The organism is Okeanomitos corallinicola TIOX110 (genome assembly GCF_038050375.1).
Classification (GTDB): domain Bacteria; phylum Cyanobacteriota; class Cyanobacteriia; order Cyanobacteriales; family Nostocaceae; genus Okeanomitos; species Okeanomitos corallinicola.
The window spans coordinates 415,584-434,599 of sequence record NZ_CP150886.1 but is presented as its reverse complement, the minus strand read 5'-3'; the positions used below and the strand labels follow the sequence as shown (position 1 = coordinate 434,599).

19 protein-coding genes are annotated in these 19,016 nt (G+C 37.3%); 7 read left to right on the top strand and 12 right to left on the bottom strand.

Going from position 1 to position 19,016, the window contains the following annotated elements; all coding sequences use genetic code 11:
* Positions 1–591 precede the first annotated feature (591 nt).
* Positions 592–1,362: a response regulator transcription factor gene (locus WJM97_RS01890; protein ID WP_353931377.1), complete on the top strand. Its 771-nt coding sequence runs from the start codon at positions 592–594 to the stop codon at positions 1,360–1,362.
* Between the two features lie 32 nt (positions 1,363–1,394).
* Here the strand turns inward: WJM97_RS01890 and WJM97_RS01885 are convergent, their stop codons facing one another.
* Positions 1,395–2,162: an ATP-binding cassette domain-containing protein gene (locus WJM97_RS01885; RefSeq protein WP_353931376.1), complete on the bottom strand. Its 768-nt coding sequence runs from the start codon at positions 2,160–2,162 to the stop codon at positions 1,395–1,397.
* Positions 2,163–2,200: 38 nt separating this feature from the next.
* On the bottom strand, positions 2,201–2,761 hold the full coding sequence (locus WJM97_RS01880; protein ID WP_353931375.1) for a hypothetical protein: 561 nt from the start codon (positions 2,759–2,761) through the stop codon (positions 2,201–2,203).
* Positions 2,762–2,911: 150 nt separating this feature from the next.
* On the opposite strand from WJM97_RS01880, the gene WJM97_RS01875 reads away from it, so the two are divergent.
* Positions 2,912–3,100, top strand: coding sequence for a hypothetical protein (locus tag WJM97_RS01875; protein ID WP_353931374.1), 189 nt, complete (start codon positions 2,912–2,914; stop codon positions 3,098–3,100).
* Here WJM97_RS01875 and WJM97_RS01870 read toward each other — a convergent pair.
* Positions 3,089–4,237 (bottom strand): RNA-guided endonuclease TnpB family protein, encoded by a 1,149-nt coding sequence (locus WJM97_RS01870; RefSeq protein ID WP_353931373.1) that lies wholly within the window; start codon positions 4,235–4,237, stop codon positions 3,089–3,091. The genes WJM97_RS01875 and WJM97_RS01870 overlap by 12 nt on opposite strands.
* 214 nt (positions 4,238–4,451) lie before the next feature.
* Here WJM97_RS01870 and WJM97_RS01865 point away from each other — a divergent pair, with 214 nt between their 5' ends.
* On the top strand, positions 4,452–5,774 hold the full coding sequence (locus WJM97_RS01865) for a hypothetical protein (protein ID WP_353931372.1): 1,323 nt from the start codon (positions 4,452–4,454) through the stop codon (positions 5,772–5,774).
* Here WJM97_RS01865 and WJM97_RS01860 read toward each other — a convergent pair.
* The 7 genes from WJM97_RS01860 to WJM97_RS01830 form a co-directional block, all read right to left on the bottom strand.
* Complete coding sequence (locus tag WJM97_RS01860; protein ID WP_353931371.1) at positions 5,740–6,297, bottom strand: ATP-binding protein; 558 nt, start codon at positions 6,295–6,297, stop codon at positions 5,740–5,742. The two genes, WJM97_RS01865 and WJM97_RS01860, sit on opposite strands and share 35 nt — an antisense overlap.
* An 18-nt stretch (positions 6,298–6,315) precedes the next feature.
* A complete protein-coding gene (locus tag WJM97_RS01855; RefSeq protein WP_353931370.1) occupies positions 6,316–6,777 on the bottom strand; it encodes a DUF4079 domain-containing protein in 462 nt (153 codons plus the stop codon).
* 240 nt (positions 6,778–7,017) lie between these two features.
* Positions 7,018–8,577: a diguanylate cyclase gene (locus tag WJM97_RS01850; RefSeq protein WP_353931369.1), complete on the bottom strand. Its 1,560-nt coding sequence runs from the start codon at positions 8,575–8,577 to the stop codon at positions 7,018–7,020.
* Positions 8,578–8,589: 12 nt separating this feature from the next.
* Positions 8,590–9,396 (bottom strand): alpha/beta hydrolase, encoded by an 807-nt coding sequence (locus WJM97_RS01845; RefSeq protein ID WP_353931368.1) that lies wholly within the window; start codon positions 9,394–9,396, stop codon positions 8,590–8,592.
* Between the two features lie 433 nt (positions 9,397–9,829).
* Positions 9,830–10,264 carry a DUF1830 domain-containing protein gene (locus tag WJM97_RS01840; RefSeq protein WP_353931367.1) on the bottom strand — a complete coding sequence of 145 codons (435 nt, stop codon included), beginning with the start codon at positions 10,262–10,264 and terminating at the stop codon, positions 9,830–9,832.
* A gap of 856 nt (positions 10,265–11,120) precedes the next feature.
* On the bottom strand, positions 11,121–11,690 hold the full coding sequence (locus WJM97_RS01835) for a hypothetical protein (protein WP_353931366.1): 570 nt from the start codon (positions 11,688–11,690) through the stop codon (positions 11,121–11,123).
* Between the two features lie 645 nt (positions 11,691–12,335).
* Positions 12,336–12,944, bottom strand: coding sequence for a hypothetical protein (locus tag WJM97_RS01830; RefSeq protein WP_353931365.1), 609 nt, complete (start codon positions 12,942–12,944; stop codon positions 12,336–12,338).
* 338 nt (positions 12,945–13,282) lie between these two features.
* Here WJM97_RS01830 and WJM97_RS01825 point away from each other — a divergent pair, with 338 nt between their 5' ends.
* From WJM97_RS01825 to WJM97_RS01810, 4 genes are all read left to right on the top strand, one after another.
* Positions 13,283–14,875 carry a photosystem II high light acclimation radical SAM protein gene (locus WJM97_RS01825; protein ID WP_353931364.1) on the top strand — a complete coding sequence of 531 codons (1,593 nt, stop codon included), beginning with the start codon at positions 13,283–13,285 and terminating at the stop codon, positions 14,873–14,875.
* Between the two features lie 110 nt (positions 14,876–14,985).
* Positions 14,986–16,374, top strand: a complete 1,389-nt coding sequence (locus WJM97_RS01820; RefSeq protein WP_353933085.1) for a DICT sensory domain-containing protein — start codon at positions 14,986–14,988, stop codon at positions 16,372–16,374.
* A 38-nt stretch (positions 16,375–16,412) separates the two neighbouring features.
* On the top strand, positions 16,413–17,054 hold the full coding sequence (locus tag WJM97_RS01815) for a pentapeptide repeat-containing protein (protein WP_353931363.1): 642 nt from the start codon (positions 16,413–16,415) through the stop codon (positions 17,052–17,054).
* 286 nt (positions 17,055–17,340) lie between these two features.
* Entirely contained in the window at positions 17,341–17,778 is a 438-nt protein-coding gene (locus tag WJM97_RS01810; protein WP_353931362.1) for a hypothetical protein, read from the top strand.
* Positions 17,779–17,826: 48 nt separating this feature from the next.
* Here the strand turns inward: WJM97_RS01810 and WJM97_RS01805 are convergent, their stop codons facing one another.
* Both WJM97_RS01805 and WJM97_RS01800 read right to left on the bottom strand, forming a co-directional pair.
* On the bottom strand, positions 17,827–18,084 hold the full coding sequence (locus tag WJM97_RS01805) for a hypothetical protein (RefSeq protein WP_353931361.1): 258 nt from the start codon (positions 18,082–18,084) through the stop codon (positions 17,827–17,829).
* Positions 18,085–18,134: 50 nt separating this feature from the next.
* On the bottom strand, positions 18,135–18,950 hold the full coding sequence (locus WJM97_RS01800; protein ID WP_353931360.1) for a type II CAAX endopeptidase family protein: 816 nt from the start codon (positions 18,948–18,950) through the stop codon (positions 18,135–18,137).
* Positions 18,951–19,016: the final 66 nt, after the last annotated feature.

Here is a 19,016-nt window from a genome sequence, read left to right as displayed (position 1 = left end):
TATATGATTCACGCTTGAAAGTGAAGTTTGACTTCCTTCTTTAGTATTAACCCAAAGTTAATATTTTGACGTTGGGTCAGACCCCCCAGCAGCTAAAAACCTGCTGATTAGATTTTAATGGGGAAACTTAGTCAAGGATAGTTATGTAAACTATTTTTATGTTTTAGCTGGGAATTAAACAATTTTAAAAGTTGGCAACAGCATCGGCTTATTTGAGTTTCATGCAAATTTTCCGTGCCGTCAGACTTAGAAAAATTGGAATTGTAAAATAAATATACCTTCTGATAGATTGCTACTCTAGTTTACTACAATCCTGGGGTTAGGTGCTGGATGAAAAAAAAATTTTGGCTCAGTCTTGCGAACAAATTATTTTAAACCCAGAAAATTAGACATCAGAAAAGCTAAAATATCATTAAGTTTTTGAGACATTTTTGGGGATATTTTTGGGGATATTTTTAAATATTTAAATTTATTGCAAGGATTTCTTTGGGAAAATGTAAAGATAATAGTAAGGGACGTAACAAAGACTACAAAACCTTCAGCTTGAGATTGTTAATTTGAAAGTCATCGACGCTAAGGGGTCTTGCCACTGTGGGTTCGGTTTGTATTGAAATCATTGAGGGGAATCCCCATCTGAGGTCGTTACTGGGTTGGCACTTGCAACAACTAGAATACCGCGTCCATCAGGCCGCTAGTATTTACCAAGCAAGAGAAGTCTTTCTCAGTCATCAACCAACTCTGGTTATTTTAGATGCGGACTTATCAGATGGAGATGGGATTGAATTTTGCCGTTGGTTACATCTTCAACAACAGCCTTTAATTCTCATGTTATCTGCCCGTAACAACGAAGCGGATATTGTTACTGGCTTGAAAGCAGGAGCAGATGATTATTTAAGCAAACCTTTCGGAATGCAAGAATTTCTGGCTAGAGTAGAAGCTTTAATTCGCCGTCGAAGGACACCAACTGCACCAGCTTACTTAGATTATGGCACTTTACAAATTGATTTAGTACAGCGCCGTGTTCGTTTCCAAGGGGAGTTTATAGATTTGACACCCCAGGAATTTAGTTTGCTGTATGTGTTAGCGCAAGCAGGTGGAACACCTTTAAGTAGGTCGGAATTACTGCGCCGTGCTTGGCCGGATGCTATTGATAATCCGCGTACTATTGATACTCACGTTTTATCATTACGCAAAAAAGTGGAACTTGATCCGCGTCAACCCAATTTAATTCAAACTATCCGCAATGTTGGATACCGATTTAATATGGAAATTTTGAACGCCAATGTTCCACAATCACCATCGAAGTTACCAAAAGAAAAATTCACTAATCAACGTTCTACCCTGGCTACTCAAAGTTCTTAGTTACAGGGAACAGTGATAACTGATAATTGAATTTACCAATTTTCATCTACTTGATTTTGTGCCGTTATCAAATTGGTTTTTAATTCCTCCCAGTTAATTTCAGTGGCTGGAAGATTTGACACAATTTGACCTTGCTGGAGATGTAACAAACGGGTGCTAAATTCTTGAGCCAGGTCAAGTTGGTGATTTACCATGAAAACAGCGGTTTTAAAGGGTCGAGAAGAGACTTCTGTTAGTTGGGTGATGATGTTGATAACAAGGGTGGCTTTACCAGGGTCTAAGGCGGAAATAGGCTCATCTAGGAGTAAAATTTTAGGTTGGACAACTAAAGCACGAGCGATCGCTATTAATTGTCTCTGTCCAGCTGAAAGCTGTACTTCAGTGCGTCCTAACCACTCATCAGGAATTTGCAGTTGTTCGCTCCAATAACTTACTCTTTCCTGGATTTCCTGCTTGGATAAACCCCGCACAAATAAAGGATAAGCCAAAGCCTCCCTCACTGTCATCCCCAACAATTTTGCTTCTTGTTGTACCAGCATGATCTGTTGACGCAAAGCAATTACAGGAATTTGCTGATACTCCTGATTTTCCAGATACATTTTACCGCTGGTAGGTTCAGCTAAACGATTGATCAGACGTAATAAAGAAGTTTTACCAGCACCATTATGACCAACAATAGTGATGCGATCGCCTGGAAACACTTCCAAAGAAATATCCTGTAAAATCGGATATCCAGGTAAATTATTCGTAGTCTGACTTTTCAGCCTTGTAAATAGGTTAACTTGCTCTAGTCTGAGCATGATGGGGAGAGGGGGAGAGTGGGAGGTTAATGACTTAATTACCAATTACCCAAAATAGCAGTATTAATCGTCCAAGCATCTACTAATAACAATAACAGAGTACAAAAAAATAAAATTACATACATCCAAGGTTGAGCTAAAGGACGGACATCGGTGGTATCAATACCTGTTTTTGCTTGGACAAAATTTACCAACCGATTAAAACCCGCTACACGCATGGGTAATAAATAAGCCTTACCATCTTGACTGAGGAAATAATACACTAAACCTCCTTGTCCTGTAGTGCGAGGTTTTAAACTTTTAACATCAGACCAAGATAAAGACCAACCTTTGCGAAAAAAACGGGGAACCCAAACCGGGTAAGTAACTTTAATTTCTTGGTCATTGATTATTACTCTTTCCGTTAACACTGCATATAATCCCACAAAACCAATAGCAATTCCTATCCATAACAATGTCGGTGGTGTAGGTGCTTGAGTTACTTCCGCTAAAAATGGTAAGGGAATTGTTAACGATATGTACAAAGTTAACAGAGTAATTCTAATTACTGGAGAGAGACGAAAAATAGAGGTTGAACTATCAGTTAAATTTGCTGTCACGGCTCGATTTTCATGGTTTTTCTTTCTTATTGTAAACACAAATATCAGAGGTCAGGATTTTTTTAATTACCAATTACCAATTATTCATTTCATCTTCATTTCATCACAGTTTGGCATCTTGAGAGTTGAAAAGTATGGAGCCAAATAAAAATGCTTACTTACTCTCCAGAACCAACCATCAGAAAAAGTTTACCATCATCACTACTGTTTGAAAATGTTACCGAAGCATTAGGTAAAGTTCCTATTGTCCAGTTAAATAAAATTCATCCCAGTTGTCAACATCATCATTTATATTTAAAACTAGAATCTTTTGACATACTCCCCACCCTAAAAGGGTGAGGATTCTGGGGTCAAACAGCAATTGCTGGCTATAGCCAGTCTCACATCGCCTAAACCAATGGTTGATGCCCCAACCATTTGAATATTTCTAGCAGCGTTTTCATCACGTCCATTGACTGAATTACAAGATGGACAACGCCACTGTCTAATCGCCAAATCTAGACTTTCTAAAACATGACCACAGCAAGAACAAGTTTTACTAGATGGATACCACCTATCCACAAAAACAAGTTGTTTGTTTTTCTTTTTGGCTACCCATTCTAATATTTGTATAAATTCTCCAAAAGCTAAGTCTGATATTTTTCTACCCCAAAGACGTTGCATAACTTTGAGGTTTAAAGTTTCAAAACATAAAACATCAAACTTGTCAGTCAATGTATGCGCTAGTTTCCAAAACCAATCACGTCTTCTGTTACAAACATCTTCGTGTTTACGAACTAAATTCTTTCTAGCTCCTTCTCTGTTGTTTGAACCTTTTACCTTTTTGGAATGATGTCTACTAGCTTTCTTAATAGCATTTAGAGATTGTTTTAGAAACTCTGGAGAATCAATTTTAGTTCCATCAGAACAAGTCAGGAAGGTTTTTAATCCAAAATCAAACCCCGCTATCTTACCAGTCGTTGATTTGATTTCTGGTTCTAGCTCATTATCAACTACAATAACCATAAACATTTCACCTAATGCGGTACGCTTTATGGTTATTGTTTTAATCTTTCCTTCTATTTCTCTAGATTTCCAAAATTGATAAACTCGATTCCCGATTTTTACTCTATTACCATCCAATAATTTATAACCAGCTTGTTTAAGAGTGAAAGATTTATATTTCTTAACTTTCTTAAACCCTGGTGGTCTCACTCCTTTTTTGTTGTGTTTAAAGAATAATTGGTATGCTTTGTCTATTCTTTGACAAATATCTTGTACTGCCTGAGAACCTAATGACTGCCAGAAAGCATTGCGTTTTCTTAGTTTGGCAATATGCGACTGAAGTTTTGCACAGTTTAAGTGTTTACCCCACATTCGGTAATACCGTTTATGCAGGGCAATACAATGGTTGTAGATCACCCCTGCGGCATTAATCATTCGCTTGAGGTGTCTATTCCTTTTGTGTTCGTATAACTTAAACTTTAGTGTTTTCATGCTAGTATTATATCACAAGTTAACGGCAATATGACGGCATGAAAAAATTAACTATCAGATGTTCAGAGGAGGAATATAAACTACTTGTGGAGTATTGCTCAGAAACAAGCCGTACTCAAAATGATGTACTTAGAGAGTTGATCCGCAATTTAAAGAAAAGCCGTCCTAGAAGGACGGGGCTTTAGACCCATTTTTTTGGTAAATAAGAAGTAACGTGAAATTAGAAGAATCTCCATCTAAACAAGTAAGTTTAAGGACTTTATGGCGGGAATTTTTGCCTTTATCCCTCAGTGATGTGACTATGGCCTGTGGTGATCCGATGATGACTACTACATTAGCTCACCTTCCTGATGCTCAAAATAACCTTGCTTCTGTAGGTATTGCCAAATCTTTGGCGATATTTTTTGAAAGTCCGATTATTATGATTCTGCACGCTGCTAATGCTTTGGCAGGTTCTCAATCTTCACGTAAAGCATTATGGCGGTTTAATTTATTTTTGGGTGGAGGACTGAGTTTTTTATTAGGTTTGTTGGGTATACCTATTATATTTAATGCTGTTGGTGTGAGTTTGTTAGGTGTTCCCCCAGCAATGTTAGCTACAGTTAGTCAAGTATTATTAATAGCTTGCGGTTGGCCATTTGCGATCGCTTGGCGGCGTTATTTTCAAGGTTTATTAATTTACCACGGTCAACCCCGTGCGGTGGCTAAAGCTAGTATTTTTAGGCTTCTGACGTTAATTATAATTCTCGGATGTGGTTTTTTACTACAAGTATCTGGAGGTGTCCTAGCCGGAACTGCTCTCATGAGTGGGGTGATAGTCGAAGCAATAGCTGTAACAATTTTTGCTCGTAAAACTGGAGCAACCATACCACCGGAAGCAGTTACCCAACCTAATTTACCCCGCAATTTAGCCCAGGTGTGGAAATTCTATTTACCCTTAGCTAATACGATGATGGTGGTTTGGGGCGGTAGAACTATATTAATTAGCATTCTTGCCCGTGCTGAAGATGCTACAATTGCCATTGCTGGTTGGTCTGCGGCCTGGGGTTTGGTGTTAGTCATTGCCAATTCTACCCGCATGGTACAGCAAATTGTGATTAAATATTGCCATCAAACCAGCGAACTGACAAGTCAGCGCTTGCGCTATCGCCAATTATTGACTTTTGCTATTAGTGTAGGTGCTGCTTGTTCTGCTTTATTATTGTTCATGAGTTTAACACCAATAGGCGATCGCATAGTACAAAGTTTTATCGGTAATGATATCGCCCTAGCGAACAGTATCAAACCAGTAATTCTAATCTGTACAATTGTCCCATTATTAGTAGCATTACAAAATGCAATTCAGGGATTTTTAGTGAGCGAAAATCGTACAAGTCATGTTAATCTATCTACATGGTTAGGAACAGGAACTTTATTAATAATTGCTAGTTTAGCTATCAATAATGGTCTAAAAGGTGCAACAGCCGCCGCCATTGCTATGATCGCATCAATGATAGTTGAAGTTATTTGTTTATCTTGGAAATTAGTGGCAAAATAACAGTAAACTTACTACCCTGATCAACCAGGCTTTCTACTTCCAATTTACCCTGATGAGTTTGGACAATAGCTAAAGCAATAGCTAAACCTAAACCCGAACCTCCAGTATTTCGAGAACGATCACTATTAACTCGATAAAAGCGATCAAAAATGTGGGGAACATCAACAGCAGGAATACCAATTCCTGTATCTTGAATAGTAATTATACCTTGATTATTATTTGCTAAAAGATTAATTTTTACTTCCCCACCAACAGGAGTATATTTAATAGCATTACCTACCACATTTAACAACATTCGATAAATTTGACTTTCATTTCCTTGAATATAAAAACAAGATTGATCAGGAATATGACTAGATAATAAAACTTCTGCATTTATAGACAAAGATAATAATTCTTCGTTTAGGTAATCCCAAGCAGTCTGTCCATCTTCGACCCAATCTACTATATAATCTCGCTTAGTCAGAGCATTATGAATACTCACTCCTAAATCTTTTTCATCTTCAACTAATAACAAACGCATCAGTAAAACATCATCAATTTATGGTAAATACTTCTGCACTACATCCCAACCAGTCAGGGATACCCAGGTAAAACCAACAAACAGAATCACATTCAATGTAATATGTAAAGGTCTAGCCCAAAATTTACCCGCACTGATTTGAGTTGCACTAAAAGCAGAAACTAAAACTAAAGCTACTACTATTAAACCAGCAACTAAATGTGAAGAATGACCCAAAGAACCAAAATGTCCTAACGTACCAACAATTCCAACAGCTAAAAGTAGCAGTACCAAACTAACCATAGTGATACCGATAGCATAATGAAATTGCTTAACAAAATTATTTCCCCTTGGTAAAATCACACCTATGGGAGAACGTCCTGTATTTCTAACTTGCCATAACCAAAAACCAGACATTGCTAAAATAGCATAAGCTAGAATTGATAAACCCATAGACCAGGCGGCTATTTTCCATAACCATAAAAAAGAAGGTAGGTGCATGATATTAACTCGTAATTTGTAATTTGTAACTTGTAACTTGTAATTTACAATTTGTAATTAAAACTTACCACTAAAAACTACTGACAAAATATTTCAAGTATATAAAAAAGAGCAAAAACATAAATTATCAAAACTTTGATTTGATGAGATATCCTATATTTTTTCTCTGTGTCTCTGTGGTTAATTATTCAAGAATCAGGTAATTTATAGAACTAAGATGAAGAAAATCAAGAAAATCAACTACTTCCCAGAGAATACCACAGATTGATTACGTCCTTGTTGTTTAGCTGTATATAGTGCTTTATCAGCTTGTTCTATAAAATCTACTATTGATGAATAAGGATTAGGTATAAGAGTGGAAATACCAAGACTAATAGTAACAATATCACTAACTTCAGAAGCTTGATGAGGAATAGCTAAATTTTTAATAGAAGCATGAATTTTTGTAGCTACAGTAATTGCTCCCTGGAGATCAGTTTTAGGTAAAATTATCACAAATTCCTCTCCTCCATATCTAGCTACCAAATCTGTAGAACGAGAGACAGCAGATTGAGTAGCTTGAGCTAATTTAATTAAACAATCATCTCCCATTTGGTGACCATAATAATCGTTATAGCGCTTAAAATAATCAACATCAAATAAGATTAAAGACAGAGATTCTGCTTCTCTATAGAGTCTTTCCCATTCATATTCTAAACGGTGATCAAAACAACGACGATTAGCAATTTTAGTTAACCCATCAGTATTCACAAGTTTTTCTAATAACAGGGTTGTATGAGCTAATTCTTGGTTAGTTTGCTTTAATTTAGCTTCAGCTTGTTTTCGTTCTATTAGTTCTTCTTGTAACTTGTTAAACAAATCTACTTGGTGAATAGCGATCGCTAACTGGTTAGCAATTTGTTGTACAAAATCAATTTCAAAATCCTTCCATTCACGAGCTTTAGAGCATTGATGAACACACAACAAACCCCACAAATTGCCAAGTTTGACTAATGGTACAATTAAATTAGCGCGAATTTGAAATTCCGTCAAAATATGACGATAACATTCACTTAAATTAGCTTGATATATATCTGATATGGACTGAATTCTACCTTTTTGATACGAAATAGCATATTTTTCACCAAAACAATGGTCATGAATAATAGTCCCCATGGCTGAGTCAAACTGAGAATTTAAAGTTTCAAAAATAAATTCCCCACTGTGAAAATTAGAGTTATTAATAAACTTAAAAATTCCTACGCGGTCAGCCTGTAAGCATTGATAAATACCAGCCGAAGCATTTTTAAAAATTTCCTGCAAATCCATAGATTCATGAATTTGTTGAGTAATTTTTTGCACTAATAAACTTCTCTCATACTCTTGTCTCAATGCGTTTTCTGCTTCACGTTGAGAACGAATAGCTTCCTCAGCAGCTTTTTTAGCTTTGAGAATTTCATCCTCATATTTTATCCGTTGGTGAATAGCTACGAATATACAATGAGTAATAAAACTATCCAAATGATGATGACGTATAGCGTTCACAAGTATAGGTATATTATTTCCCTGCTTGGAGCGCAAAGAAAAGTAAATTTCTTCTACCTTACCCTGCATCTTTAACATGGGGAAGAAATGAGTTTGATAAAAAATCTTACTAGCAATTGGTAAAATAGTTTCTATTTTTCTGCGATTTAATTCATCATTTTCATACCCTAGTAAAGCTGATAAAGTTGCATTAACCATCACAATAGTACCGTCATCAGTAAATGAAAGAAAGCCACAGGGTGCATTATTCAGTAGCTCGTTTATGTGATGGTTCATTTTGTAAACCAATTAAGTAAAAGTCAAGTAATTTCTGATCAAATCAATAGTTTCTTGTGGATGACTTAAATGTGGACAGTGACCTGTAGCATTCATCAGTTTTAATGTACTTTTATATAGATGACTAGCTAAATAGTATCCAACTTCTGTAGGAGCGATCGCATCCTCAGCACATTGTAAAATTAACGAAGGTATTGTTACCTGTGGTAAATCACCCCGATTATCAGAAAAGAAAGTAGTTTTAGCAAAAGCCTTTGCAATAATCGGATCTGTAGAACAAAAACTAGCTTCTAACTCTTGAGTTAGTTCTGGTTTATCTTCATTTTTCATCACCACAGGGGCTAAAAAATTTGCCCAGCCAATGTAGTTTTTATCCATGATATCTAGCATATCTTCAATATCTTGTTTTTCAAAACCTCCTATGTAATCAGGTGGATGATTAATATAGCAAGGTGAAGGCCCAACAAAAATAAGGCGGCTAAAAATCTCAGGAGTTTGAATAGAAGCTAAAACACCTACCATACTACTAACAGAATGACCCACAAAAATTATATCCTTTAAATCTAATTCTCTACAAATTTCCAGAATGTCCTGAGCATAACCATGCAAATGGCTATAACGTTCTACACTATAGGACTGAAGATCAGATTTTCCAGATCCTACATAATCAAATAAAATAATTTTGTAATCTTTCTCAAAAGCTGGTGTTATAAAACGCCACATATTTTGATCGCAGCCAAATCCATGGGCAAAAAGCATGGGTTGTTTACCTTGCCCCAAAATATTTACATGATTACGAGTAATAATATCTTGATTCATTTTCTTTCCCAATTATCCATTTTTTTTGACACTTCCCGGTGTAAACACAAGTGAATTATACATTTTTCAAGACTCCAATACTAGGCTAAAATTTATTTTTAGTCGAGGAATGACGGCTGATACTTGAGACTAGATATATCTATATTTTGTTCTGTTATTTGATAATCCTAAAAAAAAATATATCAACCTGAATATTACTTAGAATATTTCAAATCTATCAATATTAAAGTCCGTGGTAATACTTATGCAGCTTTAACTGTGTAAAACATAGCTAAACTAAATTAAATTGATTAAAACTAAAATTCTGTCACAAATATCAAACAAAAAAGGTTGCTGAACTGAGCAACCCGAAAATTTACAAACATTGTTTTTAATCAGAAAATACTAATCAAGCAATTTTTGAACGTTGACAAAGGTTAAAAAATCCCAGAATTTAAGCTCCCAGATTTAATAAAAACCCCGGCTGAGACTGATTCATTCTCATGCTAGGTGTAATATTTTGTAAAGGTTTTGTGGTATCTTCAACTTGTGTATGAACTGCCGAAACCATTACATCAGTATTGCTAGGTTTACTGCCTGACGCTGACTCTTGCTGACATCCATTACTATCAGGTTCACTAATTGCCAAGCGATCGCATGGTATCGTATCCGATAAAATCGCACTAGCCATCATTCCCGTATGAATCTCCATCTGAGCTACTTTCGGAGCTTCAAAAACCAGTCGTTGTCCAGGAAACACCACCCTTTCAAAGTACCAGTTAGAAATATTGGAGATACGAGCCACCTGTATCTTATTCGTAGCATTGACGTAGCAGCAGAGAATTTTCCCCGATTGCTCCGGTGGTAGAGAATCTAATATTTGAGCCATAACTGCTGAGGAGCTTTTACGCCACTATTTTATTTCACATTACACCTGTCAAACTAACATTTGATGATCCCCAGTTACTGTAACTGCCACTACCAACTGAAATTTTCTGCCATATTTCTATCTAAAGTTATGTTGTGTTTTATCCACGAAAATCATCATTATCGGAGAGATCGTCAAGATTAGCGATCGCCGAAAATTCAAACATGAACGATCTTTTGTTTGTTGCTCTACTATTAATTATTGATTATATAAGTAAGGGTTTAGCACTGCCAAACCACTACCAGCTTGTAGTTAAAGTATTATTATAGGATAGTTCTTCCTTATCGCTTTCATAATAACAAATCTAAAATCTTTTGTCAACCCCCCAATACTCTCTATTGTGCTTTTGTCAGAATCAGGATTTTGAGGATTAAAGGATTAACAGGATTGATTTGTTGTGAGGTTAGGATTTTGGGAGTTGACATACCTCCTCGTCCTAAAGGAGCGAGGATTCCTTGACACTTCGCTGGGATGCGCCACAAGTGGTCTTACCGTCCCTCCATGTCCGTTTAGAGTCTCCCAATGCCCTATGGCGACTATACCTAAATTTTACCATAAAGCCGTCCTAGAAGGACGGGGCTTGTATACCATTCTTTTGGTCAGACTAGATAAATTCATCAAAAAAACAAGATTTTTAATATCCAAAGCAACCGACTAAACCATCTCGTAAATCCTCAAATCCTGGACATCCTGATTCTGACAAAATAAAGTGCGTCAAACTCTTAACATCTAACGCACACTAACAAATCATCCTGAATATCCTCAAATCCTGGATATTCTGTATCCCTAACGGGAGGCGTTAGCCATTTCTGACAATCTATGAAACCACAGTTTCCATAGGATTAACAACAAGTTTCTTTACTGCTAAACGCTTTTTAACTTGTCTCATCAATCCTATAGCAAACAGAGAACCGACTGTGGCCATAGCTTGACCTGCGGGAGTGTCGAAAGGTACAGCGGCAGAAGCGATAGTACCACTTGTCAAACTAGAGTTCACACCAGCAACAGTATTTCCATAAAATCCCGCAGTAATTCCTGGGTTTGCTGTATTTAAAACTGGAGAAAAGTTCAATTGCAAACCTTCAAAAGTTCCTGCCGTTGAGAAGATTTGCAAGACTGAGCTTGAGCTTGACGCAATGTTACTACTAGGAGGTGCAACTAAAGAAATATTACCAAGTGGCACACTCGATATATTTATGTTAACGTCAGTTATTTGTCCAAGTACATCGTCGTAAGTTAATGTACCACTCCCGGTACTTCCATCAGCAAATGTTAAATTAGTAATTGTCCAATTAAACTCCAAAGCTTGCGCTGGAGATGCAGCACTAACCACCATACCAGCGACAGCACCACCAACCACCAAAGGCAAAATCCGAGATAATTTCATTACGTTGTCCTTTTTTAAAGTTTGCAAATAACGTCAGTCACAAAAAAGGTGATGCAAAGCTCAGTAATAACTCCAACACCTAAGTATGAGGACATTAAGCGTATTCTACGAGAAAAGGACAAAGATGTCTAGCATATTTACGGAAATTTATTGAATTTCTGCTGATTTCGTTGTATTTCATGTCACTACAAAATACCCGTCAATTAATAGAGTAAATTTAGAGCAAATTTTTATTTACATTGCAGTGAGTAAAATTGCGTATAAACAAAAAAATCCCCTCACCAAAATAAAATTAAATATTATTCCTATATTGGTAAATTAATATTAAGCTCACAAATACCCTCAAAATTGGCAAGATGGCAGTTGAAACAACCATGATGGAAAATCGAATGTCTGAATCAGGACATCCCGTTGGGGAAATAAAAAGTCAGACTAGATAAATTCATCAAAAAAACAAGATTTTTAATATCCAAAGCAACCGACTAAACCATCCCGTAAATCCTCAAATCCTGGACATCCTGATTCTGACAAAATAAAGTGCGTCAAACTCTTAACATCTAACGCACACTAACAAATCATCCTGAATATCCTCAAATCCTGGATATTCTGTATCCCTAACGGGAGGCGTTAGCCATTTCTGACAATCTATGAAACCACAGTTTCCATAGGATTAACAACAAGTTTCTTTACTGCTAAACGCTTTTTAGCTTGTCTCATCAACCCTAGAGCAAACAGAGAACCGACTGTGGCCATAGCTTGACCTGCGGGAGTGTCGAAAGGTACGGGGGTTGATGCTGCGCCATAAGTCAATGTTGCTGAAGAAGCATCTCTGACACCTGTAGCACCCAAATTTGATCCATTTAGAGCATCTAGGAATGTAGAGCCGTCAGCAAGAGTATTTTTAAGTGAAAGTGCTGTACCCCCATTAAAGAAACCGATGAAAGCACTATTTGCAGCATCTATGTTACCACCTGATACAACGAATAAGTTTTCGACAGTGTTACTAACAAAATCAAATCCTGTAGGATCATAACCTAATCCACCAGGAGCAGATGTAATCAGTACAGAGGTAGCGGCAGAAGTTCCATCACCATCTGGCAATACAATTGTACCCGATACAGTACCAGGAACTGTACCTTCAACATTACTAAAACTGAAAGTATAGCTTAATGCTTGCGCTGGAGATGCACCACTAAGAACCATACCAGCCACAGCGCCACCAACCACCAAAGGCAGAATCTGAGATAATTTCATTACATTGTCCTTTTTTAAAGTTTGCAAATAACGTCAGTCACAACAAGGTGATGCAAAGCCCAGTAAAAACTTGAACACCTAAGTATGAGGACATTAAGCGTATTTTACGAGAAAAGGACAAAGATGTCTAGCATATTTACGGAAATTTATTGAATTTATGCTGATTTCGTTGTATTTCATGTCACTACAAAATACCCGTCAATTGATAGAGCAAATTTTTATTTACATTACCTTGCAGTAAGTAAAATTGCCGATAGACAAAAAAATCCCCTCACCAAAATAAAATTAAATATTGGTAAATTAATATTAAGCTCACAAATACCCTCAAAATTGGCAAGATGGCAGTTGAAACAACCATGACGGAAAATCGAATCCTTTACGTTCGCCTTCCCTGTAACCCCATCTTTCCCATTGGGGTTGTCTATCTATCGGATCATGTCCACAAACAATTTCCTAACATCGAACAAAAAATCTTTGATTTAGGCACAGTTCCACCTTTAGATTACGCCACCGCCTTAGATAGTTGTATTGATGAATTTAAACCCACACTCCTAGTCTTTTCTTGGCGAGATATCCAAATCTATGCACCAGTGGGAGGAAGAGGTGGAAACCCCCTCCAAAATGCCTTTGAATTTTACTATGCCAAAAACCCCTTGATTAAATTACGGGGTGCATTGGGCGGTTTGCGGATCTTCATCGCTTACTATGTAGAACTATGGCGAAACTTGGGATTAATCAAACGGGGTTTAAAACGCGCCCAAAGATATCATAACCAAGCCCGTGCAGTGGTTGGTGGTGGTGCTGTCAGCGTATTTTATGAACAGTTAGGAAAAAGTTTACCCACAGGAACAATTATTTCTGTCGGTGAAGGTGAAACCCTACTAAGTAAATATTTGAGTGGTGCAGAATTTCGGGATGAACGTTGTTATGTAGTCAGAGAAAACCAACCCAGAGAACGCCTTATCCACGAACAACCCACACCTCTAGAAAAAACAGCCTGTAACTATGACTATATAGAAACCATCTGGCCAGAAATTAATTATTACTTGCAAGATAAAGATTTCTATATAGGAGTGCAAACTAAACGCGGTTGTCCTCATAACTGCTGTTACTGTGTTTATACTGTAGTAGAAGGAAAACAAGTCCGCATTAATCCCGCCGATGAAGTTGTGGCAGAAATTCGCCAACTATATAATCGTGGTGTACGGAACTTCTGGTTTACCGATGCTCAATTTATCCCCGCCCGTAAATATATGGATGATGCCATCGAACTATTGCAAAAAATAGTAGATTCTGGCATGACAGATATTAACTGGGCAGCATATATTAGAGCAGATAACTTAACACCAGAACTGTGTGAGTTGATGGCTAAAACCGGCATGAATTATTTTGAAATCGGTATTACCAGCGGTTCACAAGAATTAGTACGGAAAATGCGGATGGGTTATAACCTGCGGACAGTTTTACAAAATTGTCGAGATTTGAAAACCGCCGGTTTTAATGACATGGTTTCCGTGAATTACTCATTTAACGTCATTGACGAGCGCTCAGAAACCATCCGTCAAACCATCGCTTATCACCGAGAACTAGAAAAAATCTTTGGTGCGGATAAAGTTGAACCAGCCATATTTTTTATTGGACTCCAACCCCATACCCACTTAGAAGAATATGCTTTTAAAGAAGGTATTCTTAAACCAGGGTATAATCCTATGAGTTTAATGCCTTGGACAGCCAAAAAACTACTGTGGAATCCTGAACCACTAGGTTCATTTTTTGGGGAAGTTTGTTTACAAGCTTGGCGACAAAACCCCAATGACTTCGGTAGGGAAGTAATGAACATCCTAGAGGAAAAATTGGGTTGCGCTGAATTAGAAACAGCACTTACCGCACCGATTGAAACACCTAAGCAAGAACTAGCAGGTGTTAAATGAGGGGGTGAGGGGGTAAGTGGGTGAGGGGGTGAGTGGGTGAAAGATTTTACCATGCCCCATGCCCCATGCCCCATGCCCCATGCCCCATGCCCCATTACCCATTACCCATTATGTTACAAGGTTCAATACTGCAAAAACTAGAAACAGCCCATCGCCAAAGTACCAGACCGATTAACTTTGGGGTGTATTATAAAAATACTTTAGTTGCTCTATGTCACGCCTTAGAAGATCAAATTTTAGAAACAGATGATAAACCTTTAGTAATTACAGCCTTTCAACAAGGTAAATGGTATTTACAAGAAGCAAATAGGTACGCAGACATTGCCCAAAAAAGTAGTGAAATTGCGATCATGGCTGCTGCTGATTCCGGTTTCTCTGAACATTCTACCAGTCAACTATCTAATGTCAATTTAGTCGGTTTGCAAACAGATGATCCAGTTGCCCAAGAATGGCATTTAATTATTTTATCTTCTGAATACACAGCTATGGTAATTTGTCAAGAATTATCAGAAGCTGACTATATCGTTGGTGGTTTACCTGGATCGGATGTAGAGCGCAAATTTTATGGTTTTTGGACATTTGAACCAGCACTGGTGAGAGAAACCGTAGAATTGGCGATCGCTCATATCCAGACCTACAACCCAGAACTAGCCGCAAAACTCAAAACCCACACCCAAGCAATTTCCCCCATCCGCAAATCTGCCATAGACCTCACTCAAGTAGTTACTCGCGTCGTCAACTACCTGCAAACAGGGCAAGAAAATCTAGATTTTACCACCAACAAAGGACAACAAACCCTAGATCGCAACTTGGCTTCCAACGAAGTCCAAGCCTTCCTGAGAATGGCGCAGATCATGGATTTAGCAGATATTAACAATCCCAGGGCTGCCACCGAAGTTGTCGCACTATCTGAAACCATCGGACAAATGTTAGATCTACCCGCATGGCAAATTAAAAGATTGCGTCTTGCAGCACTACTACATCGCATAGATCCACTGCAAAAAGCAGACAGTGTACTCTCACCCCAATCTACCCACTACCAAGAAGATGCCCCCAGTTGTCCTTTAACCTGTCCCCTAGTTCCAGGAGCGCAAGCACTGAGAACAATGCCAAGATTACGAGCAGTTGCCCAAATTATCACCCACCAAACCGAATGGTGGAATGGTACAGGTGAACCCGCAGGTTTAAGTGGTGATGAAATCCCTCTAGAATCAAGAATCTTAGCCTTAATTGCAGACTTTCAATGGCGAGTCAACCAGCAAAGTTCATCTGGTAAAAGCCGGGAAGAAATCTTTACCCAAGCCTTAGAAGAATGTAGACAGCAACAATCCATCCGTTTTGATCCTAAACTTGTAGATACTCTCACACTGCTAGTCATGGGTTTACAACAAGGTCTAGATTTACCTTTAATGACACCCAAAGTTAGTAGTAGTATCTGGTTACTTGATAACCGTTGGGACAGTCGCCAGGGCAGTCAAAATTTAAACGTCGTCAGTTAACTACAAATACAAATATCATCACGCAAAATTAATCATCCATGAATATAGAAGCCATTCGACTAGGGAAAATTAAGCAACTTTCAGGTACAGACTTAGAAGATGAGGATTTATCCCAACTCGATTTAAACCACATCCACCTAGCAGGTGCTACCTTAGTGGGCGCTAATTTCTGTGGTTCTAAACTTGAAGGCGCCCATTTTGAAGGTGCAAACTTAATGGGTGCAAACCTGCAAGAAACTGATCTGCGAGCTAACTTAATGGGTGCAAACCTCATGCAAGCAGACTTGACAAACGCTGATCTGAGGGGTAGTAACCTCCGGGGTGCAAACCTAATGAGTGCTAACCTCAAAGATGCTTCCTTAGCAGGTGCTTTTTTAAGTGGTGCAAATTTAATGAGTGTCAATCTCCAAAGTGTTGACTTTCGCGCTGCTGATTTACGAGGTGCTAACCTCTCAGGAGCAAATCTGAAAGGTGCAGACTTGAGTCGGGCTGATTTACAAGGGGCTTTATTGAGTGAAGCTAATTTAGAAGAAGCGGACTTGCGCGGAGCAAACTTAGCAGGTGCAAATTTAACCGGAGCTAATTTACTTTGTAGTGAATTAGAATCTGCCAATTTGACTGGAGTAAATTTAGAAAGAGCTTGTATAGTAGGTACAATCCTGGAAAAATTGCCTCAATAAATCTTCCTGAAAAATTGGCGTGAGATAGGAAGACATTTTTAGGTAAACCTCGACTCTAACTAACTCACAAACAACCAATAAAAATCTTTATAAACATATCATGAATGATACTTTTAGCCGCGCCCAAGAATGGCTGACAGTATTTGCATATTTAGCATTTGCTGGGTTTGTTATGTGGCAGGTTTTCACTACAAAAAGTAAATAATAAATCAGTTTATAGTTTCCTATTTATTAGATAAACTGATTGGAATATAAACTCAAAGCATTGGTAATAAGGAAAATTAAAATGGCATTAATTGACGGTTTAGCAGATAATCAAAAAAGAAAAAAACTCGTTGACAACTGCACAACTTTATTGGATGAACAAGTTGCAGCTAAAAGCGGAATTTCTGGTTTAGCTATTAAAGCTGGTTATGCTGCTATTAAAGGAATTAGCCCCCGATACTGTGCTGGTGCTATTGAGCGTCTTTTACCAGAGTCTTTTGCTGTACTTGATCCTTTATGGGATGAGGGTTTACAAACAGGTGATCCTGTCAAACATATTACTAACAATAGTTCTCGCACAGCAGATTTATTACTGAGTATTACCGATATTCGCATTAAAAAAAGCAATAATACAGCCGTTAAAGGTGTTTATAATAAGCTACGTAATTCAGCTAAACAACACATTGAAGAAGCTGTACCAAGTTTAGCTAAAGTTATTGACGAATACGACAAAAATTAGCCTAAAACTCTTGTGGGGTGGGCATCTTGCCCGCCATGATCATTGTTATCACTTTTGAAAAAAACTACAAATCATTTCCCCTGGACTATTTTCTGTAAATTGAGTTACAGTTCCATCTTTATTAATTTTAAACTTACCACGACAATTATAAATTTCTACAGGAGTTTTAACACCATTAATACTTACAGATGCTCTGTATTCCCAATACTTTTTAGCACTACGTTTGATACTCAAAATACAAATTTCTTGATCTTGATATTTTCTACACACCATAGCCGAAGCTGGTGATGTGAATGAAAAAGACAAAATTAAAAATAGTAAAATTAGCAGATATTTAATCATCAGTAAATTACAAATTACGACTTATTTTTCATCCACCAAGCCATTCCACCCATAAATAATATCCCCATTATCCCCTGTAAAGGATTATTATTCACACCTGTTATCCAGTCAGGAACTACACCCGGATACTTTATCAATTCTCCCACATTAACAATGTAATAACCCCAGACTAAACCACTATGTAAACCCATAGGTAAACCTAAACGTCCTTTTTTACTCCGTTTCCCCCATACTTGCGTTAACCCTAATAATACCAAAGCTGGAAATTGAGGTAAAGTATGAATAATTGCCTCTAGTGGTTTAATAAAATGGGCAACAGCAAATAAAATAGCATTTATCCAAGCTGCTAAATTTAAGTTATAGTCTCTCTCTAACTCATCCAATAACCAACCACGAAATAATAATTCTTCTGCAAACCCAATACCAAAACCAACTAACAAACCTTCTAAAATTATCTTTAGTAAAAAGGCTTGGGGTTGTTGCCATATTAACCAACCGAATAAACCCTGTAAACCAAACACAATTAAAATACTAATTAAGCCAATAGCCAAACCTTGAATAAAATTAATACCGTTAAGACTAGAAAATTCTAAACCGTAATTAGTTAATATTTTGGGTTGCTGATAAACTTGCTTACCCCACAATTTGAGTAGAATAATAAACTCTGCATAAAGCAGCACCATTGTCAATATACTTTCTAAATTAGAATCATCTACCAACAAATATATCGGTGTGGCAAAAGGCAGCCATAATACTAATAAACATAAAATAAAACAACCCACCCTAAAAGGGGCGGGACTTTGAGAAAGTTTAGCTAAATTAATTTTCATAATTTATTTAGTTATCTATTATCAGTCAACAATATACTACTAATGACTAATGACCAATAACTAATG